The organism is Rhodanobacter sp. B04 (assembly GCF_002001125.1).
Lineage (GTDB): Bacteria > Pseudomonadota > Gammaproteobacteria > Xanthomonadales > Rhodanobacteraceae > Rhodanobacter.
On the sequence record NZ_MUNV01000012.1, the window covers coordinates 255,508 to 275,189 of the forward strand.

General features: G+C 66.3%; 16 protein-coding genes. 8 read left to right on the top strand and 8 right to left on the bottom strand.

Features of this window, described 5'->3' with window-relative positions; genetic code table 11:
* Positions 1-27 precede the first annotated feature (27 nt).
* Positions 28-1,881, top strand: coding sequence for an autotransporter domain-containing protein (locus B0E46_RS12060; RefSeq protein ID WP_077556023.1), 1,854 nt, complete (start codon positions 28-30; stop codon positions 1,879-1,881).
* A gap of 75 nt (positions 1,882-1,956) precedes the next feature.
* Here the strand turns inward: B0E46_RS12060 and B0E46_RS12065 are convergent, their stop codons facing one another.
* Positions 1,957-2,670 (bottom strand): DUF1481 domain-containing protein, encoded by a 714-nt coding sequence (locus tag B0E46_RS12065; protein ID WP_254425142.1) that lies wholly within the window; start codon positions 2,668-2,670, stop codon positions 1,957-1,959.
* Between B0E46_RS12065 and B0E46_RS17995 the strand changes: the two genes are divergently transcribed.
* Positions 2,657-2,860 carry a hypothetical protein gene (locus tag B0E46_RS17995; RefSeq protein WP_254425143.1) on the top strand — a complete coding sequence of 68 codons (204 nt, stop codon included), beginning with the start codon at positions 2,657-2,659 and terminating at the stop codon, positions 2,858-2,860. The two genes, B0E46_RS12065 and B0E46_RS17995, sit on opposite strands and share 14 nt — an antisense overlap.
* A 201-nt stretch (positions 2,861-3,061) precedes the next feature.
* Here B0E46_RS17995 and purD read toward each other — a convergent pair whose 3' ends face one another.
* The 6 genes from purD to B0E46_RS12095 all read right to left on the bottom strand — a co-directional run bounded on the left by purD (position 3,062) and on the right by B0E46_RS12095 (position 11,600).
* Positions 3,062-4,345 (bottom strand): phosphoribosylamine--glycine ligase, encoded by a 1,284-nt coding sequence (gene purD, locus B0E46_RS12070; protein ID WP_077556025.1) that lies wholly within the window; start codon positions 4,343-4,345, stop codon positions 3,062-3,064.
* Between the two features lie 125 nt (positions 4,346-4,470).
* A complete protein-coding gene (locus B0E46_RS12075) occupies positions 4,471-5,844 on the bottom strand; it encodes an AMP-binding protein (RefSeq protein ID WP_077556026.1) in 1,374 nt (457 codons plus the stop codon).
* 147 nt (positions 5,845-5,991) lie between these two features.
* The gene (locus B0E46_RS12080; protein ID WP_077556027.1) at positions 5,992-6,564 is read right to left on the bottom strand and encodes a Sua5/YciO/YrdC/YwlC family protein; all 573 of its coding nucleotides are present in this window, start codon (positions 6,562-6,564) and stop codon (positions 5,992-5,994) included.
* Positions 6,565-9,063 (bottom strand): DNA topoisomerase I, encoded by a 2,499-nt coding sequence (locus B0E46_RS12085; protein ID WP_077556028.1) that lies wholly within the window; start codon positions 9,061-9,063, stop codon positions 6,565-6,567. It lies immediately after the preceding gene.
* A 132-nt stretch (positions 9,064-9,195) separates the two neighbouring features.
* Positions 9,196-10,365, bottom strand: coding sequence for a DNA-processing protein DprA (dprA, locus tag B0E46_RS12090; RefSeq protein ID WP_077556065.1), 1,170 nt, complete (start codon positions 10,363-10,365; stop codon positions 9,196-9,198).
* 113 nt (positions 10,366-10,478) lie between these two features.
* Positions 10,479-11,600, bottom strand: a complete 1,122-nt coding sequence (locus B0E46_RS12095; protein WP_077556029.1) for a LysM peptidoglycan-binding domain-containing protein — start codon at positions 11,598-11,600, stop codon at positions 10,479-10,481.
* Between the two features lie 187 nt (positions 11,601-11,787).
* Between B0E46_RS12095 and def the strand changes: the two genes are divergently transcribed.
* The 6 genes from def (at position 11,788) to B0E46_RS12125 (ending at position 18,828) form a co-directional block, all read left to right on the top strand.
* Positions 11,788-12,297 carry a peptide deformylase gene (gene def, locus B0E46_RS12100; RefSeq protein ID WP_077556030.1) on the top strand — a complete coding sequence of 170 codons (510 nt, stop codon included), beginning with the start codon at positions 11,788-11,790 and terminating at the stop codon, positions 12,295-12,297.
* Entirely contained in the window at positions 12,294-13,235 is a 942-nt protein-coding gene (gene fmt, locus B0E46_RS12105) for a methionyl-tRNA formyltransferase (protein WP_077556031.1), read from the top strand. Before def ends, fmt begins: the two co-directional genes overlap by 4 nt.
* Positions 13,236-13,275: 40 nt before the next feature.
* A complete protein-coding gene (rsmB, locus tag B0E46_RS12110) occupies positions 13,276-14,589 on the top strand; it encodes a 16S rRNA (cytosine(967)-C(5))-methyltransferase RsmB (RefSeq protein WP_077556032.1) in 1,314 nt (437 codons plus the stop codon).
* Positions 14,590-14,653: 64 nt separating this feature from the next.
* Positions 14,654-16,417 (top strand): glycosyltransferase family 39 protein, encoded by a 1,764-nt coding sequence (locus tag B0E46_RS12115; RefSeq protein ID WP_254425144.1) that lies wholly within the window; start codon positions 14,654-14,656, stop codon positions 16,415-16,417.
* Positions 16,418-16,664: 247 nt separating this feature from the next.
* The gene (locus B0E46_RS12120) at positions 16,665-17,813 is read left to right on the top strand and encodes an O-antigen ligase family protein (protein ID WP_254425145.1); all 1,149 of its coding nucleotides are present in this window, start codon (positions 16,665-16,667) and stop codon (positions 17,811-17,813) included.
* A 13-nt stretch (positions 17,814-17,826) separates the two neighbouring features.
* Positions 17,827-18,828, top strand: coding sequence for a glycosyltransferase (locus B0E46_RS12125; protein ID WP_077556034.1), 1,002 nt, complete (start codon positions 17,827-17,829; stop codon positions 18,826-18,828).
* On the opposite strand, the gene B0E46_RS12130 is transcribed toward B0E46_RS12125, so the two are convergent.
* Positions 18,816-19,670, bottom strand: coding sequence for a glycosyltransferase family 2 protein (locus B0E46_RS12130; protein ID WP_077556067.1), 855 nt, complete (start codon positions 19,668-19,670; stop codon positions 18,816-18,818). The genes B0E46_RS12125 and B0E46_RS12130 overlap by 13 nt on opposite strands.
* Between the last annotated feature and the right edge of the window lie 12 nt (positions 19,671-19,682).

Here is a 19,682-nt window from a genome sequence, read left to right on the forward strand (position 1 = left end):
CTCGTTAACGAATACAGGAGTGTCACCATGTTCCATCCGCGCAAAATCGCCAGCGCCCTGGCTCTGGCATTGGGTTGTGTTGGTGTCGCGCACGCCGGGTCGAGTCCGTTCGACAACGTTGTGGTATTCGGCGACAGCCTGAGCGATACCGGCCAGTTCTTCTCGACCTCGCTCAACGAGTATTCCAAGTTCACCACGAATCCCGGTGCGGTCACCGTGCAGCTGGTCGCCGGCCACTACGGTTTCAACCTGCAGCCGTCGCGCGTGAGCGGCAGTGACTTTGCCTACGGCGGTGCCGGCGTGGTGACCGACGATGACGGTCCCGATCCGTCGATCCCGACGATCACCCAGCAGGTCACCGGCTACCTTGCCAATGGCGCCAAGGCCGACCCGAACAGCCTCTACATGATCTGGGGCGGCGCGAACGACATTTTCTACCACTCGACCCAGTACGGCATCGGCACCATCATTCCCGGGGCCGGCGAAACCGCAGCGCAGGCAACCGCCAACATCAATGCCGCCGCCACCCAGGAGCTGGCATTGATCAACCAGCTCAAGCAGGCCGGCGCGAATTACCTGGTGGTGTTCAACCTGCCCAATATCGGGGATACGCCCTCGGCACACCAGAATGAAGCGGTGGTGCCGGGCATCGAGGCTTTCCTCACCAGCGTGTCGCAGTCCTACAACCAGACACTGAATGCCGGATTGGGCTCGCACACGCTGGCGGTCAATACCTATGCGTTGTTCGAACAGGTGGTGGCCGACCCCTCCAAGTACGGTTTCACCAACATCACCACGCCGGCCTGCACCACCTCCAGCTCGCACGATTGCGATGGCAGCACCCTGGTCGCACCCGGCGCGGATCAGACCTATCTGTTTGCCGATGGCGTGCACCCGACCACGGCCGCACACGCCATGCTGTCGCAAGTGGTGCTGTCGGAACTGGCCGCGCCCGGACAGGTCTCGCTGCTCGGCGAGGCGCCGCTGGCCTCTGCCACCGAACAGACCGGCGTATTGCGCGACCAGATGCTGAAAGACAGCCTGGGCGCGACCCAGCGCGCCTTCGTCAACATCGATTACGCCCAGCAGCGCTTCGATGGCAGCCTCAGCTCGCCGCAGACCAACAGCAACAACCTGAACCTCACCCTCGGCGTCGACCTGAAGCCCAGCGACAATCTCTCGGGCGGCGTCGCCTTCGGCATGGCGCGCAACAATGCCAACATGCCGGGCAACGGAGGCTACACGCTGAAGGACTACTCCGGCCTGGGCTACCTCACTTACCATGCCGGTGGCGGTTATGTCGGCGGCTACGCCAGCTATGGCGAATCCAGCTTCGACGACATCGATCGCAGCTTCCAGATCGGCGCGGCACGCACCGTGGAGACCGGCAACACCAATGGCTCGCATCGCGGTGTCGGCCTCACCGGTGGCTGGTGGTTCGATGTCGGCAGCCTCAAGACCGGTCCGTTCGCGAACCTCGAGTGGCAGGACATCGACGTCGACAGCTACAGCGAGAACGGCAGCGACGCCACCGCCATGTGGTTCGGCAGCCAGCACCGCCAGGCGTTGATCTCCACCCTCGGATGGCGCCTGCAGGGCCAATGGCAGGTCAGCAACCTGGTCATGGCGCCGTACGTGGAGCTGGCCTGGAACCACGACAGCAAGGCCGATCCGCGCGAGATCAGCACCGGCCTGAACACCATGAACGGCTCGTTCGCGCTGGCCGGCTTCGTGCCGGACAAGACCTGGGGCACCGCCAGCTTCGGGCTGTCCGCCCAGCTCACGCCCAACGTGAGCAGCTGGATCGGCTACAGCGGCCGCTTCAGCGACAACAGCCAGAAATACAACAGCCTCAACATGGGCTTCAAGATCGGCTTCTGACCGCTGCCCGTCTTGGCAACAAAAAGGCCGCCCGCAAATGCGGGCGGCCTTTTCATATCCAGTGGTCCAGACGGCTTACTTGTTCTTGCCGCCGGTCGCCAGGCTGAGAATGTCCATCGCCTGCTTGTGCAGCTTCGCCGCCGCATCGTCGTCGAGCACCTGCACGTCGTTGCCGACCTGATGCTGCTTCAGCACCAGGTTGCCGTCGTCGCTCCAGCCGGCGCGATCGATCGAGCTCGGCTTGGCACCGCTACTGGCCATGGTCTGCTGCACGATCGCCCACACCTTGCCGCCCTTGAAGGCATAGTCGGTGCTGGTGAAACCCTTGTCGCCGTAGTCGACCAGTTCACGGATGAACTGTATTTCGCCGCCCTGGCGGAACAGCTGCCAGCCACGCGAGGCATTCGGCTCGAGCTTGGTGCCATGGGTGACCTTCATCGCACCGAGCTGTTTCTGGTCCGCGGTGAACGCCGCCAGCACCTTCTCGCCTTCGGTCTGCTCGGCGACCAGTTCGATCGAGACGCCGTCGTTCTTTTCGCCCTTGGCCAGCACCGGCGCCTGGATCGGCATCACGTAGTGACGCTCGCCGTCGGTCAGGACGGCCTTCACCACGTACAGATGATCCGGCTTCACATCGGCCGGGTTGAAGGTCAGCTGGAACGGTTGCGGGAACGTGCCTGCAGGGGAGGTCTTGCTCGCCAGAGGGGCAGCGCCTGCCGCATCGGACGACACGTCGAGCAGGTTGATCACCAGCTGGGCCGTGGCCGATGGCTGGATGGATCCACGCACCGAGATCGTGCCGCTTACCTCATTGGCAATCTTGGCTGTCGTAGCCGTAGCCGTATCCGTCGAGGCGGAAGAAGCTGCGCCCGCATCCGACGACGTGGAAGGAGCGTTGTTGCAGCCGGCCAATGCCAACGCTGCAATCGACATCAGCGACAAAACCTTCTTGCGCATGGGAAAACCTCATCAAACGTGAAAGCAAGCACGAAAGCTGTCAGGCGCCTGTGCGCCGCGGCTCTACGCGGGGGAAGTTCCTAGCATAGCCCAAAAGACTCGGCACGGAAAAGTCAACCCAGCCAATGGCCTACCATGCGTAGGCGTACGCAAGTTCCTGCTTGGCCAGGTCCGCGGCGAATCCGCACCGATCGCCGCCGCGAATTCGGCGGCCAGGCAAGCTTCATGGGCGATGCAAGGCCCGATAGGCGATGTCCCGGCGGCAGAAGGCTCCTTCGTAGCGAATCTGCCTGACCACGTCATAAGCCTGCTCGCGGGCGGCCGCGATGTCGCGACCCAACGCGCACACCGTCAGCACGCGGCCGCCCGCTGTGACGGCACGGCCCTGGCCATCGAGCCGGGTACCTGCGTGGAAGACCTTGCAGTCGCCCTCGGCGGCGGCATCGAGACCATCGATCAAGTCACCGCTGCGCACCCTGCCGGGATAACCCGCGGCGGCCATCACCACACCAATCGCCGGACGCGCGTCCCAGCGTGCCTGGGTGTGTTCCAGGCGACCGTCCAGTGCCGCATCGATCAGCTCGACCAGATCGGATTTCAACCGCAGCATGATCGGCTGGGTTTCCGGATCGCCGAAGCGCACGTTGAACTCGATCACCTTGGGGTTGCCGGCCTTGTCGATCATCAGGCCGGCATACAGGAAACCGATGAACGGCGCACCCTCGGCCGCCATCCCGTGCAAGGTCGGCTCGATCACTTCGCGCAGGATGCGCTGCTCCACCTCGGGCGTGACCACCGGCGCCGGCGAGTACGCGCCCATGCCGCCGGTGTTGGGGCCCAGATCGCCCTCGTCGCGGCGCTTGTGGTCCTGGCTCGAGGCCATCGGCAGCGCATGGCTGCCGTCGCTCATCACGATGTAGCTGGCCTCCTCGCCATCGAGGAATTCCTCGATCACCACCCGCGCAGAGGCGTCGCCGAAACTGTGCGCACCGAGCATGTCGTGCAGCGCCAGCTCCGCATCGGACAAGGTCAGCGCAACCACCACGCCCTTGCCGGCGGCGAGGCCGTCGGCCTTGATCACGATCGGCGCGCCGTGCTGGCGCACGTAGGCCAGGGCTGGATTCAACTCGGTGAACACCGCGTAACGCGCCGTCGGAATGTTGTGGCGCTGCAGGAAATCCTTGGCGAACGCCTTGGAGCCCTCCAGCTGCGCGGCAATCGCACGCGGGCCGAAGATGCGCAGGCCGGCACCGCGGAAGCGGTCGACCACACCGGCCACCAGCGGCACTTCGGGGCCGACCACGGTCAGCCCGATCTTTTCACGCTTAGCCAGCTGCAGCAGCCCGTCGAGATCGTCCATCGCGACATCGGCATTGCGCACGCCCGGCTCATGCGCGGTGCCGGCATTGCCGGGCGCGACGATCACTTCGTCGACCTGCGACGATTGCCTGAGTTTCCACGCCAAGGCGTGCTCGCGCCCGCCGCTACCGATCACCAGAACCTTCATGCCCGCACTCCGAGAACCACCGATGCGCCACGCGACGCAGGCGCGCATTGTAGCGGCTGCGGCGGATCGCCCGCGCAACGCTGCCGCGTGCCCTCAATCGTGCGTGCCTTCAGTCGTGCTGGCCTTCAGTCGTGATGTTGCAGCAGCTCCAGCAGCGCCGCCCGCGGCAGCTTGCCGGTCTCGTTGCGCGGCAGCGCGGCCACCAGGCGCAGCGGGCGCGGCAGGAACAACGGGTCGATCGCGCGGCGCAACGCGTCAAGGATCACGTGCTCGTCCAGCCCCGGCGCCACCGCCAGCGCCGCAATCCGATGGATACCGAGCGCGTCGCCGCCATCGAGCTGGAACACCACGCCGTCCTCCACCCCGGGTATCGCCAGCAGGCGCCGGCTGAGGTCACTCAGCGAAGCCCGCTTGCCGGCGATCTCCAGCATGTCGGCATGCCGACCACGCAGGCGGAAACGGCGTCCACCGTCCGACAGGCTGACGATATCGGCCAGGGTGATCGGCGCCGTCAGCTGCGGCGCCTCGACCGCGGTACCGTCCGGCTGCGGATGCAGGACGGCGCCGTCGTACAACAGCCAATCCTCGTCCGCGGTGGGACGACGGCTGGCGAAGACACAGGTCTCGGTGGAACCGAACACCTCGAACAGCGGCGCGCCAAAGCACTGCTCGGCAGCCTGGGCCAGCTCGACCGGCAACGGCGCGGTGGCCGATACCATCGCGGCGATCGGCGGGAACGCCATGCCCGACTCCACCAGCGCACGCAAATGCACCGGCGTGGTCACCAGCACCCTTGGCGCCGGTACCGCCGCCAGCGCAGCGGCCACATCGGCCGGAAAGAACGGTCGCCCCGCATGCACGCCGACTTCGCCGAGCAGCGGCAGCAGCACCGACATCTCCATGCCGTACATGTGCTGTGACGGCACGGTGGCGACCACCGTGAAATGCGATCCGACGGCTGCACGAAGCATCGCCAGGTTGCCGGCATTGCTGGCATGGAAGCTGCGCCAGGTCTTGCGGTTTGCGCTCGGCGTGCCGGTGGAGCCTGAGGTATAGCCGATCGCCACCACTTGGTCGGCCGGAATCAACGGCCATGTCGCATCCATCGCGCCCGGCAGTTCGGTCTCCAGCGATGGCATCTGCCGGTAACCCTGCGGGGCCGGATCCAGCGCCAGCTCGCCCAGCGCGTAGCAACCCGGATGGGCGGCCATCACCTCATCCACGGCTTGCGGCGCACGCGACGAAGGCAGCAGGTTGGTCTGGCCGCGCAGCACGATCGCGCAGAACGCCACCAGGAAAGCGTAGCGGTCCTCGCACAGGTTCACGGCAGCCGTGGCTGCGGGCAGCCCGGCGGCCACGAGGTGCACATGCGCCAGAAACTGCGCGGCACTCACCGCCCGGCCGTTGCGCCATGCCAGCACCCGCGCGGCATCGGCTGCGCTCAGCAACGGCAACCGCGATGGCGCTTCACGCCGGTAAGTGTCGTAAACGATGGCCACGCACGTCTCCCTGACTTATCGAATCGTTGTGCCAGGGCAACAGCATCGCCCCCGCGGATGGACGCGGGCGTGAACGGCAGCGGTGATCGTCCCGCAACGGTTCAGCTGTCGCATGGCGACTTTCGATCCGACGCGTCCCCTGGACGTTCAGCCACGGATGATAGCGCCCGACAGCGCATCCCGGATCACCGTCGGGCTGGCCTGCCCCCCCAAGGGCGCGTCCAGCACGCCATCCAGCGCAACGCCGAAGTAGTCGCGCACCACGGTCGCCGAACGCGCCGGCGGGTGGCCGTGCGGGTTGGCGCTGGTCGACACCAGCGCGCCGCCGAACGCCCGGCACAATGCAGCTACCGGCTCATGCGCGCTGATCCGCAACGCGATGCCGGCATGGTCACCGGCGACCCAGGCCGGCACCTCGGCCGTGCGTGGAAAGATCCAGGTATACGGCCCGGGCCAGCTCGCCCGCACCTGTGCCAGCACGTTCTGCGGTACGGCGGCGAGGTCGATGTAACGCTCGACCTGGGCGAACTCCGCAGCGATCAGCAGCACGCCTTGGGTGGCTGGCCGCTGCTTCAGCGCAAACAGCCGCTCGAACGCGGCACGGTTGTGTGGATCGCAACCGAGGCCGAATACCGCCTCGGTGGGATAGGCCAGCACGCCACCGCCGTGCAGCAGCGCGGCAGCGGCATCCAGCTCGGCAAGAGTGAACCGGCGCAGCACTCAGGCGCCGACCTTGCTCGCCACCGCCTTCTTCACGGCAGCCTTCTTGGTGGCTGTCTTCTTGGCGGTGGCTTTTTTCGCGGCAGTCTTCTTGCTCGCGACCTTTTTCGTGGCGGCCTTCTTGGCGGCAGCCTTCTTCGCGACCGGCGCCTTCTTTGCAGCCGCCTTCTTCGTCGCGGTCTTCTTGCCGAAGCGCCCCTTCTTTACCGGCGCCGCGGCCAGCAGCTCGAGGCACTGTTTCTCGGTCAGCTCCTTCGGCTCCTGCTCCTTCGGGATGCGCGCGTTCTTTTCGCCATCGGTGATGTACGCGCCGTAGCGGCCGTTCACCACCTGCACGCCGTTGCCGAAATCAAGGATCAGGCGGTTCGCCAGCATCTCCAGCTTTTCCTGCACGATCTGCAGCGCACGCGGCAGTTCGATCGTGTACGGATCGTCCTCGGCCTTGAGCGAGGCATAGGTGCCGCCCTGCTTCACGAACGGGCCGAAGCGGCCGATCGCCACACTGACTTCGTCGCCGTTTTCCGCGTGGCCGAGCTGGCGCGGCAGCTTGAACAGCTCCAGCGCCTCGGCCAGGGTGATCGTGTGCATGCTCTGGCCCGGGCGCAGCGAGGCAAACGTCGGCTTGTCCTCGTCGTCCTTGGTGCCGATCGCGGCATACGGCCCGAACCGGCCCAGCCGCACCGACACCGGCTTGCCGGTTTTCGGGTCGCTACCGAGTTCGCGCGCGCCGGTGGCCTCGCTGCGATCGACCGACTCGGTCTTCTCGTCCACCTGCTGCTTGAACGGCAGCCAGAAGCGCTCCATCAGCGGCACCCAGGCTTCCTCGCCGCGGCTGACCGCGTCGAGCTCGTCTTCCATCTTCGCGGTGAAGTCGTAGTCGACGTAGCGGGTGAAATGCGCAGTGAGGAACTTGCTGACCGCGCGGCCGACGTCGCTGGGCTTGAAGCGGCGGCTGTCGAGCAGGACGTATTCGCGGTTCTGCAGCACCTGGATGATGCTGGCATAGGTCGACGGGCGACCGATGCCGTGTTCTTCCAGCGCCTTGACCAGGCTCGCTTCGGAATAGCGCGGCGGCGGCTCGGTGAAATGCTGGTCGGCGGCGATCTCGTGCAACGGCACCTGCTCACCCACGGCCAGCCGCGGCAGGCGTCGGCCTTCGTCGTCGTCTTCTTCGGTTTTCTGGTCGCGACCTTCCTCGTATACGGCGAGGAAACCCGGATCGATCACGGTGGTGCCGCTGGCGCGGAACGAGGCGTCGCCGCCCGCCACATCGCGCAGTGCAAATTCCACCGAGACGGTGTTCAGCGTGGCGTGGATCATCTGGCAGGCGACGGTGCGCTTCCAGATCAACTCGTACAGCTTGCGCTGGTCGTCGTTGAGGTAGGCGGCAATCGACTTCGGCGTGTACATTGCCGAGGTCGGGCGGATCGCCTCATGCGCTTCCTGCGCGTTCTTCGACTTGGTCTTGTAGACCTGCGGCGCGTCCGGCAGCGCGTGCGCGCCGAAATCGCGCACGATCAGCTGGCGCAGCTCGGCCAGCGCGTCGTCGCCGAGCATGGTGGAGTCGGTACGCATGTAGGTGATCAGGCCGACGTTGCCCTCGTCGCCGAGCGCCACGCCCTCGTACAGCCCCTGCGCCACCTTCATCGTGCGGCTGGTGGTGAAGCCGAGCTTGCGCGCGGCCTCCTGCTGCAGGGTGGAAGTGGTGAACGGCGCAGCCGGGCGACGCTTGCGCTCCTTGGAACCGACGTCACTGACGGTGAGGCGACCATGGGCGGCCTGCTTCAGCGCCGCACGGGCGGCGTGCGCGTCCGCTTCATTGGTGAGGTCGAACTGCTCGAACTTCTTGCCGTTGAGCCGGCTCAGGCGTGCGCTGAAATCGCCATCGGCGTGCTTCAGCTGTGCCTCGATCGTCCAGTATTCGCGCGCCTGGAACGCCTCGATCTCTTCCTCGCGCTCGACGATCATGCGCAATGCCGGCGACTGCACGCGGCCGGCGGACAGACCGCGCTGCACCTTGCGCCACAGCACCGGCGACAGGTTGAAGCCGACCAGGTAGTCCAGTGCACGCCGCGCCTGCTGTGCATCGACCAGGTCGTGCGAGAGCTGGCGCGGCGCGGCCACCGCAGCCTTGATCGCCTTCGGCGTGATCTCCGAGAACACCACCCGGTGCAGCTGCTTGCCCTTGGTCAGGCCGCGTTCCTTCAGGATCTCGCTGATGTGCCAGCTGATCGCCTCGCCTTCGCGATCCAAGTCGGTCGCCAGATAGATGTCGTCGGCCAGCTTGGCGGCCTTGGCGATCGCGTCGACATGCTTCTCATTGCGCTCGATCACCTCGTAGGCCATGGTGAAACCGTGCTCGGTGTCGACCGCCCCCTCCTTGGGCTTCAGGTCACGCACGTGACCGTAGGAGGCGAGGACCTGGAAGTCCTTGCCGAGGTATTTATTGATCGTCTTGGCCTTGGCCGGTGATTCGACGATGAGCAGGTTTTTTGCCATGAAGCGGGATTTCCGGAAGCGAACCACCGGCACTTGCGGCGCCGGACATATATATAGTTGAAACCACGCCGTGCCAGCGGCTGTCAAGCCCGGGCCATCGTGCAAGATGGCCAAGCCATGCCGCGCGAGCGTTCAATCGTCAGGGAATCCAGCCGGCAAACATTGATAGCGATTGCCCGGCAGGCTTTCAATCCCGCCCTCCAGTTCCAGCATTAGCAGCATCGAGGACAGGGCAGCCGCGGATTGTCCCGTACGTTGCACAAGTTCGTCCAATGTCGTCGGTTCATGACCAAGTTCGAGCAAGAGCCGGCGATACCCAGAATCTTCAAGCTGCCCGGATAAACGGCCCAAGGGCCCCATATCCTTCGACAATCCGGCCGCCGCGCCAGCGGTTTCCGTCTGCAGCCTAGTCGCCAGTTCATCCCCTAGCATGCGCGCCATCGGCGCCAGAGTCTCGACTATTTCGGCTGCGCTCTCGACCAGCCGGGCACCTTCCCGAATCAGACGGTGGCAGCCACGTGCGAGCGGACTATGGATGGAGCCGGGCAGCGCGAACACCTCGCGCCCCTGCTCTGCGGCCAGTCGTGCCGTGATCAGCGAACCCGACTGCAGCCCCGCCTCGATCACCAGCGTGCCCAGCGCAAGACCGGCAATCAGCCGGTTGCGTCGCGGAAAATGATCCGCACGCGCGGGCGTGCCGGGCGGAAACTCGCTGACCAGCGCGCCATGCATCGCGATGCGCTGGGCCAGCCCATGGTGCTTGCGCGGGTACACCCGGTCCGGCCCGGTACCGATCACCGCCAGCGTCGCCGCGCCGACGTCGAGCGCCGCTACATGCGCCGCACCGTCGATGCCATCGGCCATGCCGCTGGTGACGAGCAGGCCTGCCTGCGCCAACGCCCGGGAGAATGCACGGGCATGCGCCAGCCCGGCCGCACTGGCATTGCGCGCGCCGACGATGGCCACCTGCGGAAACAGCAGCAAACTGGCATCTCCGGCGACGAACAGCGCGGCTGGCGGCTGCGGGATGTTCTCCAGCTGTGGCGGAAAATCCGCGTCGGTACAACGCAGCAGGCGATGACCCGGTGCAGCCAGCCAGACCATGTCAGCGGCGAGCTGCGCTTCATCCGGTTGCGCCAGCCACGCGCGTGCCGGCTCGCCTAGCCGCGCGGCATCATGGCGCAGGTCCGCCAGTACCCGACGGATATCGCCCTCGGCCGCGGCAAGCCGTTCGCGCAGCCCACCGGGACCAAGCCCCGGCGTCCGCAGCGCGATCATCCATGTGCGCAGCTCATCATCCATGCCATCCATGCCTTGCCGCTCCATGCGGCGCAGTTTAATGAACAGCCGCAAACAGAAACGGCGCGGTGATGACCGCGCCGTGCTGTAGGAAAGTGCCGAAACCGGTTAGCTGGTCATTGCGGCATGCTCAAACGGCCGCCGACATGTACCGGCCGCAGGCCGTCCATCACCAGGCCGTAACTGACCCGGTCGAAGGTGCGGAACACCATCACATGGGCGACGTATTCGTCCGGCAGGGTGACCGTCTTGCCGACGCCGCGATTCCAGCTGTTGCTGGCGACATCGTCATGGATGGTCTCGCCCGGCTCGGAAATCGAGAACGTCTGGCCATTGTCGACCCCGTCCCTGGCACCGATCGACAGCACCACCACCTGGCGCGGACCAGCGGCGTCCATCGCGTCGGCAAAGGCCACCACCTTGGCATTGGCCGGCACCGACTTCGGCGCATGCGGGTAGTAATAAGGATCGTAGGGCGTGTCGTCGACCGGCATGATGCGGTCGCCGCTGCGAATCTCCATGGTCGAATCGAGCAGCAGCAAGGTCGACGGATCGCCCATGCGCAGCGTCTCGGCGGTACCGATCACGCTGACCTCGACACCGAGACCGTCGCCGAAACCGTAGTGTCCGTCGTTGCGGGTGTCTTCATCCCACGGCGCATTGACCATCGCCGCATTGCTGTCCAGCTCATGGCCGACCAGATCGGCCTTGCTCGGATCGTTCTGATTGAAGCCGCGGAACACGTGGGTCGGACGCACGATCGCCCAGCGCTGGCCCGGCTCGCCCTGCAGGCCGCGTACATAGATGTTCTGGCCCACCGTGCCGCGCAGGCGCGCTTCTTCGAGGCCCACCACATACGGCGCTGCGTTGACGGTATTGGCATCCATCACCCGCATGTCCTTGAGGAACATCTTCAGCTGGGACAGCGGAATCGCCGGCACGGCCTCGCCTTCGGCGTGAACACCCGGCTCCAGCCGCAGTCTTGGCCCGTTGATGAAGGACAGGTTGAGCACATCGCCGGGATAGATCAGATGCGGGTTGCGCACCTGCGGATTGGCCTGCCAGATCTCCGGCCATAGCCATGGCTTGGACAGGAACTTGGCGGAGATACCCCACAGGGTGTCGCCGCGGCGCACCGTGTAGGAATCGGGATGATCGGCTCGCAGTTGCGCGCCGGCCGCATAGACGGCCACGGTAACCAGCATGCCGGCCAGCAACACGATTAGCTTTCTGATCATTGGTGGGAATCCCCCTTCCCCAGAGCTCGGTCGAGTGTAACCGAATGGTTAACGCGCGCAACAGGTTTCAGTTGGCAAAAATCGTCTGCGCTCGGATGTTTGCCGACGTACAATGAGGCACATTCTAGTTCGCGCCGGGAGTGGTTTTTACCAAACCGCCCGCATTTTCGGCGCCGAGGTGAAATCCATGTCCGTCCTTCCCATCCTTGAATTCCCCGACCCGCGCCTGCGTACCCGCGCCGAGCCGGTAACCGTGTTCGACGCCAAACTGAAGCAGTTCGTCGCCGACATGTTCGAAACCATGTACGCCGCCAATGGCGTCGGCCTGGCGGCCACCCAGGTCAATGTGCACCAGCGCGTGCTGGTGGCCGACATGAGCGACGACCGCAAACAGCCGCTGGCCCTGATCAATGCGCAGATCCTCGAAAAGGAGGGCTCGCAGGTCTATCAGGAGGGCTGCCTGTCGTTTCCCGGCCTGTATGCCGATGTCACCCGTGCGCTGAAGGTGAAGGTCAGGGCGCAGGATGCCGACGGCAAGGAAATCGTCGTCGAGGCCGAGGGCCCGCTGGCGGTGTGCATCCAGCATGAGCTGGACCACCTGGATGGCAAGGTGTTCGTCGACTACCTGTCGTCGCTGAAACGCGCGCTGCTGCTGAAGCGGCTGGACAAGCAGCGCAAGCAGGCGGCGAGTGCTTGAATAGCCCAGGTCTGAGGCTGGTCTTTGCCGGCACCCCGGAGTTTTCCGTTCCCTGCCTTGAAGCCTGCCGCGCCAGCGGCGCCGAGGTGGTGGCCGTGTATACCCAGCCGGATCGCCCGGCGGGCCGCGGCCGCAAGCTCACACCGAGTCCGGTGAAGCAGGCAGCGCTGGTTGCCGGCATGACGGTCGAACAGCCCGAGTCGCTGAAATCCATCGAGGCCCGGCAGACGCTGGCGGCATACCGGCCCGATTTGCTGGTGGTGGTCGCCTACGGCCTGATCCTGCCGCGCAAGGTACTGGCGACCCCGCGGCTGGGCTGCTGGAACGTGCATGCCAGCCTGCTGCCGCGCTGGCGCGGCGCGGCGCCGATCCAGCGCGCCATCCTCGCCGGTGACCGCGAAAGCGGCGTCGACCTGATGCTGATGGAGGCCGGCCTGGATACCGGCCCGGTGCTGCTGGAACGGCGCACGCCGATTGCCCGCGACGATACCGGCGGCTCGCTGCACGATCGCCTGTCCATGCTGGGCGCCGAGGTGCTGGCCGAAGGCCTGCGCCGAACACTGGCCGGCGAGACGTTGGCCGCCACGCCGCAGCCGGAGGAAGGCATCCTCTACGCGCACAAGCTGGACAAGGCCGAGGCAAAGCTCGATTTCACCCGCGCTGCACCGGAGCTGGAACGCCAGGTGCGCGCCTTCGATCCCTGGCCCGTCGCCGAGGGCGTGATTGCCGGTGAGCCGGTGCGGATCTGGGCCGCGCAGGCGATCGAACTCGACCACCACGCCGCGCCGGGCGAGGTGATCGCCGCGGGCCGCGATGGCATCGAGCTCGCCTGCCGTCAGGGCGCGCTGCGCATCACCGCGCTGCAGCGCGCCGGCGGCAAGCGCATCGGCGCGCTCGACTACCTCAACGCGCGCCCCGAGCTGCGCCAGCCCCGATGAAGCCAGCTCCGATGAAGCATGTCCCGATGACCTACGCCCGATGAAGACCGATACCCGCGCGCTGGCCGCCAAAGGGCTGGCCGAGGTCGCCTTGCGTGGCGCCTCGCTGCGCGACGTGATGGAGCGCGCTGCGCCAAAGCTCGGCGACCCGCGCGACCGTGCCTTGCTGATGGCCTTGCTCAGCGAAGGCGCCCGCTGGTGGCTGCGCTTCGATGCCGCGATCGACGGTTTGCTGGAAAAATCCTTGCGCCACAAGGACCCGGCCATCCATGCCCTGTTGGTCTTGGGCCTGGTCCAGCTGGAAATCCTCGAGCTGCGGGATTACGCCGCGGTGGCGGCCACGGTCGAAGCGGTGCGCTCGCTGCAGCGGCCACAGCTGGCCGGCCTCGTCAACGCCGTGCTGCGCCGCTGGCAACGCGAACGCGAAACCCTGATCGCCAGGCTCGACGCCCGGCCACAGACGCGCCACGCGCACCCGGCATGGCTGGCTGCGGCACTGCAGCGCGACTGGCCAGCACAGGCCGATGCGGTGATGACTGCCGACAACGGCGAGCCGCCGTTGATGCTGCGCGTCAATCGCCAGCGCAGCGAGCGGCAGGCCTTGATCGAACGGCTGCAAGCCGCCGGCCAGATGGCCACGCCCCATCCCTGGCTGAGCGATGCGGTGATCCTGCCGCACAGCACCGATGTCACCCGCCTGCCCGGTTTCGAGGATGGCCTGTTTGCGGTACAGGACGGCTCCGCGCAGGTCGCAGCCGACCTGGCCGATCTGCGGGACGGTTTGCGCGTGCTCGACGCCTGCGCCGCGCCCGGCGGCAAGGCCTGCCACCTGCTGGAACGCGCCGATATCGACCTGACCGCGCTGGAGTTCGATGCCAAGCGCGCCGAGCGGATCCGCCAGAACCTGATGCGGCTGCGACTGAATGCCAAGCTGGTGATCGGCGACGCCGGCGCGCCGGCCGGCTGGTGGAAACGCCAGCCGTTCGATCGCATCCTGATCGACGCGCCATGTTCGGCTACCGGCGTGCTGCGGCGACGGCCGGACGTACGCCTGCATCGGCGCGAAAGCGATATCGCCGCGATGCACGCGCAGCAGCGCAGGATCCTGTCCGCGCTATGGCCGCTGCTGGCGCCGGGCGGGCGGCTGGTCTACATCACCTGCTCGGTGTTGCGCGCCGAAAACGAGGCGATTGTCGGCGAACTGCTGGCCGCCCAGCCGGATGCGCAAGCCATGGCCTTCACGCTGCCTGCAGGCGAAGCCGCGGCAGTGGGCTGGCAGATCCTGCCCGGTGATGGCGACCTCGACGGCATGTATTACGCGGTGCTGCAAAAACGCTCCCAAGCCAATCCTTAGCCGGTCGCGCCACCCTGTCCAACACCGCCGCACGCCGGCGCGAACGACTCACGGCCACCGGGCTATGCTTGGCAACATTGGCCTGCTGACAGAAACCACCCGACCCGTGAAACCCTGCGCACCTCTTTCCCACGCCCGCCCGCTATGGCTGAGCAGCGCCCGCCGGGAACTGCTGCTGTTCGGCGTGTTCGCCCTGCTGCTGCTTGGCCTCGGCATCGGCCTGCGCGACCCGTGGCCATCCGACGAACCGCGCTTCGCGCTGGTTGCGCACTGGATGGTCGAGCACGGCCAGTGGCTGTTTCCGCATCGCGGCCACGAGCTGTATCCGGACAAGCCCCCGGTATTCATGTGGCTGCAGGCGCTCGCCTACCTGGTTACCCGCTCCTGGCGGGTGGCTTTCCTGCTGCCGTCGCTGGCTGCCGCCCTGGGGACGTTGGCGCTCGTCTACGACTTGGCCCGTCGCTTGTGGAACCACCGCAGCGCCCTGCTCGCCGCAGCCATCCTGCTGGTGACCATCCACTTCAGCTACCAGATGCGCAACGCGCAGATCGATCCGCTGCTGCTGGGCTGGATCACCCTGGCCAATTACGGTCTGCTGCGCCACCTGCTGCTGGGCCCGGCGTGGCGCTGGTTTGCCGTGGGCTGTTTCTTCGCCGGTGTCGGCGTGGTGACCAAGGGCGTCGGTGTGCTGGCCTTGCTGCTGCTGATTCCCTACCTGGTCGCCCGGCGCGGCCACTGGCGCCGACTGGCGCTGCCAAACGGTGGCTGGCGCTGGGCCGGCGGGCTGATGCTGTTCCTGCTGCCGGTCCTGGCGTGGCTGCTGCCGATGCTGCTGGTCGCGCGCGCCGACGGCGATCCGCAGCACGCCGAATACGTGCAGAACATCCTGTTCGGGCAGACCGTGCACCGCTATGCCGCGCCCAGCGGGCATCTCCATTCGCCGTTCTATTTCCTCGGCATCATCGTGGTCGACTGGCTGCCGTTGTCGCTGCTGCTGCCGTGGGCGCTGCCGGCTTGGTGGCGTCGGCTGAAGCGACGCGACGCGCGCTTCCTGCTGCCGCTCGGCTGGATCGTGCTGCTGTTGCTGTTCTTTTCGTTCAGTCCGGGCAAGCGTGACGTCTACATCCTGCCGGCGCTCCCCATGGCTGCACTGGCATTGGCGCCGCTGCTGCCGGGGCTGCTGCGCCGGCGCGGCGTGCAGCGGGCGGTGCTTGCACTGACCTTGCTGCTGGCGACGGCACTGACGGTTGCCGCCGTGCTGGCGCTGCACCGGCACCCGGCCTGGGCCGTGAAGATCGAACAAAGCCTGGCGCCGCAGATCTGGTGGCTGCTGCTCGGCATCGGGCTGGCCGGCCTGCTGATCGCCGCGGTCACGCGCGTGCGTCACGCCCCGCTGGGCTGGCTGCTGTTCGCCTTCATGCTGTGGGGCATGTACGGCCTGTGGGGCTACCCGATGCTCAACGGCGACCGCTCGGCACGCGACGTGATGCTGCACGCACGCGCGATCGCCGGGCCCGATGCGACCATCGGCCTGCTCGCCTGGAAAGAGCAGAACCTGCTGATGGCCGACGGGCCGGTGGCGGAATTCGGCTTCCTGGCGCCGTGGTCACGACAGTACGCCGAGGCGGTGGCGTGGCAGCGGAATGATCCCGCACGGCGCTGGATCTTCAGCCTCGACGAAGCGATGGGCAGCTGCGTGAATCGCCAGCGCGCCACCTATGTCGGCCACGCCAACCGCCGCGAATGGTGGATGTTCAGGGCCGATGCGGTGGTGCCCGGCTGCGTTCCGGCCGCGAGCGACAGCGAGGATGCGGACGATGCGCCCTGAAGCCGCATAACGACCGCCAGACGGCGTTCACGTTGCCAAGTTTAACCTTGCGCTAGAGTGCCGAGCACGCACGCCATCGCAACCCCGCTGGCCCGTAGCTTATGGCCAGAAAGGGAGTTCACGATTGGCTCGACAAGTCGACGATGTGCGCGCAGATTCCGTTTCCTGGCGAATCTGGACGCTTTCCGCACTTGTAGCCGCCATGCCGGCGTGCTTCGCCGTATCCTCGCGCATCAAGCTGATACCGATGACCGTGCTGCTCCTGGCCGGCCTCACCCTGCTGATCACGCGCAAGGACATTCGTCTCAGTTGTCGCACCGCATGGCCGGTGGTCGCCGTCTGCGCGCTGCGGCTGCTGTACGACATCGGCAACTTTCTCGGACATCACCTCGACTGGGACACCATCGGCCTGCCGGCGCAGACACTGTTGTTCCTGGCTGCCGCAGCGGTGTTCGCGTTACCGTTGCGCGATCGCGTGCTCGCCATCGGCTTCAGCCTGACCACCCTGCTGCTCGGTCTTATCTGCCTGTTCCAGCGCTATGCGCAGGGTGTCGACCGCCCGGCCGGACTGAATGGCGGTGACTGGGCTGCGGTCGAATTTGCGATGTTCGTGTTGCTCCTGGTGCTGCTGTCGATGCTGCAGGCACTGCGCACCAGCACCCATCGCAGCGATCGCTGGCTGCACATCGCGGCCGTGGTGGTTGGCCTGTACGGCGCCGTGCTGACCCAGAGTCGCGGCCCGCTGCTGGCCTTTGCCCCGGTCTATCTCGGGCTGATGCTCTGGTACGCGGTGCGCTCGCATCTGTGGCGACGCATGCTCGTGCTGTCCGGGGTGACCGTGGTCGGCATGCTCGCGGTGACCGCCACCTTGCACAAGGAGATGGTCGATCGGCTCGCCGTCGTATCCACCGACATCAGCAGCTACAGCACCGATGACTCCCCTGCGGCCATCGCGATCCGCGAACGGCTGGAGATGTGGCGTGTTGCATGGCAGGCCTTCCGCGAGCATCCGCTGGCCGGCAACGGCCTGGAGCAGTTCGGTCCGTACGTGCGTCATCAGGTCGCGCTCGGCCATGCCGACCCAGCGATCGCCAAATACGTGCACCCGCACAGCGAATACCTCGAATCCATGTTCGCCGGCGGCCTGCCCGCCCTGCTCGTGCTGTTGCTTTTCCTTGGCGTTCCGCTGGCCTATTTCGCCCGGCATGCCAACCATTCGCAGGAGTCGGTTGCGGTATCTGCCGTCGCCGGGCTGATGGTGATCGGCATCTACGCTCTATGTGCGTTCAGCGACAATGTGTTTTATCGGGCCATGCCGCAGTCGCTCTATCTGTTCCTCGTGCTTGGCCTGGCCGTCGACATCGGTCGCCGGCTGCGCCACACGCCAACCCGCTGACCGTCGATCCTCCATGGCCCGTATCAATCTGCTCGCTTGGGACAATCAGCGCGGACTCACCCACGACATTCGTTTGCTGTCGGAGGCACTTGTCGCTCTCGGCCATCAGGTACAGGTGACCCGACTCGGCTCGCACCGGCAGGATGGTCGCTGGAAAAGCCTGCCGATGTACCTGCGCATGCTGTGGCAATGGCTGCGCAGCGGTGGCCGCCAGGCCAAGCTGTTCGACGTGAACATCGCGCTGGAACACGTGCGCCCCTGTTATTTCGGACTGGCCAAGGTGAACCTGCTGGTACCCAATCCGGAATGGCTGTCGCCGCGCAGCCAGCGCTACCTGACGCGCTTCGACGCGATCCTGTGCAAGACTCACTATGGCGTCGACCTGTTCAACGCGCGTGGTTGCCGCGCGATCCATATCGGTTTCCGCAGCAGCGATTGCCTGGACGAGAATGTTCCGCGCCAGGCGACCTTCCTGCACCTGGCCGGCGCCAGCCGGATGAAGGGGACGCAGCGCCTGCTCGAGCTATGGCAGCGCCACCCGGAATGGCCAAAGCTGTTGCTGCTGCAATCGCCCAAGACGGCAACCCCCGCGACCGGCCCGACCCCGGCCAACATCGAGCACCGGGTCGGCTATCTGAACGACATCCGGCAGATCCGGAATCTGCAGAACGCATACAGGTTCCATCTGTGCCTGTCGGAAACCGAAGGCTGGGGGCACTACATCGTCGAGGCGATGAGTTGCAAGGCGGTCGTGATCACCTGCGATGCCGCACCGATGAATGAGCTGGTCACCACCGAACGCGGCATGCTGGTGCGCACCGCCGACACCCGTCCGTTCAACATGACGACCCTGCACCGCTTCGATGAAACAGCGCTGGAAGCGACCGTAGAACGCCTGATGCAGATGCCCGAGTCGGAGCAAGCGACCTTGGGCGAACGCGCACGCAGCTGGTTCACCTCGAACGAGGCAAGCTTCGCCACCCGGCTGGACGCGGCCCTGCGTCAGCTGCTCTGAAGCACCGCGAGGTCGCGCAGCGCAGCGCGCAGATCGACCGGTGCGGCGGCAAACTCGGCCAGATGCTGGTCGATGCCGAGCTGGCAGCGGATCAGCCGGCGCGCCCGCGTATCGTCCACGATGCGGTCGTTGGGATTGTCGACCACATGCTTGCGGCTGTGATGGTAGAGATGCGTCGCCAGTGCGCTGAAGCGGATATCACGCCGCAGCAAGCCCGCGTGGAAGGCGCGCGCAGCCAGCTCCGTGTCCTCGCGGCCCCAGCCGGTCATCGCCTCGTTGAAGCCGTTGATGTGCAGCAGGTCGTCACGCCAGAACGCCATGTTGCAGCTCTTGATGCCGCGCCGCTTGGTGCCGGGCCGTGCATACCAGTGCGCCAGTGGCGGCAGGCGCAGCGTATGCCGCCGTCGCTCGATGCCACGGCTGAAGAAACCCGGCATGCCCACTTCGTGCGCCAGCATGCGGGCGGTCAGGCCGGCGTCGGTCAGCACGCGCGAACCCTGTGCAAAGCAGCCCTGCCGCGCGAACTTACGGTGGTCGGCAATGAAATGGCGCTCGGCCACCATGTCGCCATCGAGCAGAATGACGTAATCGCCCTGCGCGGCGGCAATCGCACGGTTGCGTGCACGGCTCATGCGTGCGCCGTCGTCCGGTTGCCACAGGTGCACCAGACGTACCGGATAATCCGCCGCCACCCGCTCGAGCAGCTCGCGCGTCGCCGGCTGCGAGCCATCGTCGGTGACGATGACTTCGAAGGGAAGCTCGCTCTGCGCAGCCAGCGCACGCAGCACCAGCTCCAGTGCCGCAGGCCAGTTGTAGGTGATCACCGCGACACTGATGCGCATCAATGCGGCCCC

Bases quoted from the DNA above. Each gene is read 5' to 3' on its own strand.
- B0E46_RS12060 (WP_077556023.1), top strand. From the start codon at position 28: ATGTTCCATCCGCGCAAAATCGCCAGCGCCCTGGCTCTGGCATTGGGT.
- B0E46_RS17995 (WP_254425143.1), top strand. From the start codon at position 2,657: ATGGATCCACGCACCGAGATCGTGCCGCTTACCTCATTGGCAATCTTG.
- purD (WP_077556025.1), bottom strand. From the start codon at position 4,345: ATGAAGGTTCTGGTGATCGGTAGCGGCGGGCGCGAGCACGCCTTGGCG.
- B0E46_RS12085 (WP_077556028.1), bottom strand. From the start codon at position 9,063: ATGGCAAAAAACCTGCTCATCGTCGAATCACCGGCCAAGGCCAAGACG.
- dprA (WP_077556065.1), bottom strand. From the start codon at position 10,365: ATGGATGATGAGCTGCGCACATGGATGATCGCGCTGCGGACGCCGGGG.
- B0E46_RS12095 (WP_077556029.1), bottom strand. From the start codon at position 11,600: ATGATCAGAAAGCTAATCGTGTTGCTGGCCGGCATGCTGGTTACCGTG.
- def (WP_077556030.1), top strand. From the start codon at position 11,788: ATGTCCGTCCTTCCCATCCTTGAATTCCCCGACCCGCGCCTGCGTACC.
- rsmB (WP_077556032.1), top strand. From the start codon at position 13,276: ATGAAGACCGATACCCGCGCGCTGGCCGCCAAAGGGCTGGCCGAGGTC.
- B0E46_RS12115 (WP_254425144.1), top strand. From the start codon at position 14,654: ATGCTTGGCAACATTGGCCTGCTGACAGAAACCACCCGACCCGTGAAA.
- B0E46_RS12120 (WP_254425145.1), top strand. From the start codon at position 16,665: ATGACCGTGCTGCTCCTGGCCGGCCTCACCCTGCTGATCACGCGCAAG.
- B0E46_RS12125 (WP_077556034.1), top strand. From the start codon at position 17,827: ATGGCCCGTATCAATCTGCTCGCTTGGGACAATCAGCGCGGACTCACC.
- B0E46_RS12130 (WP_077556067.1), bottom strand. From the start codon at position 19,670: ATGCGCATCAGTGTCGCGGTGATCACCTACAACTGGCCTGCGGCACTG.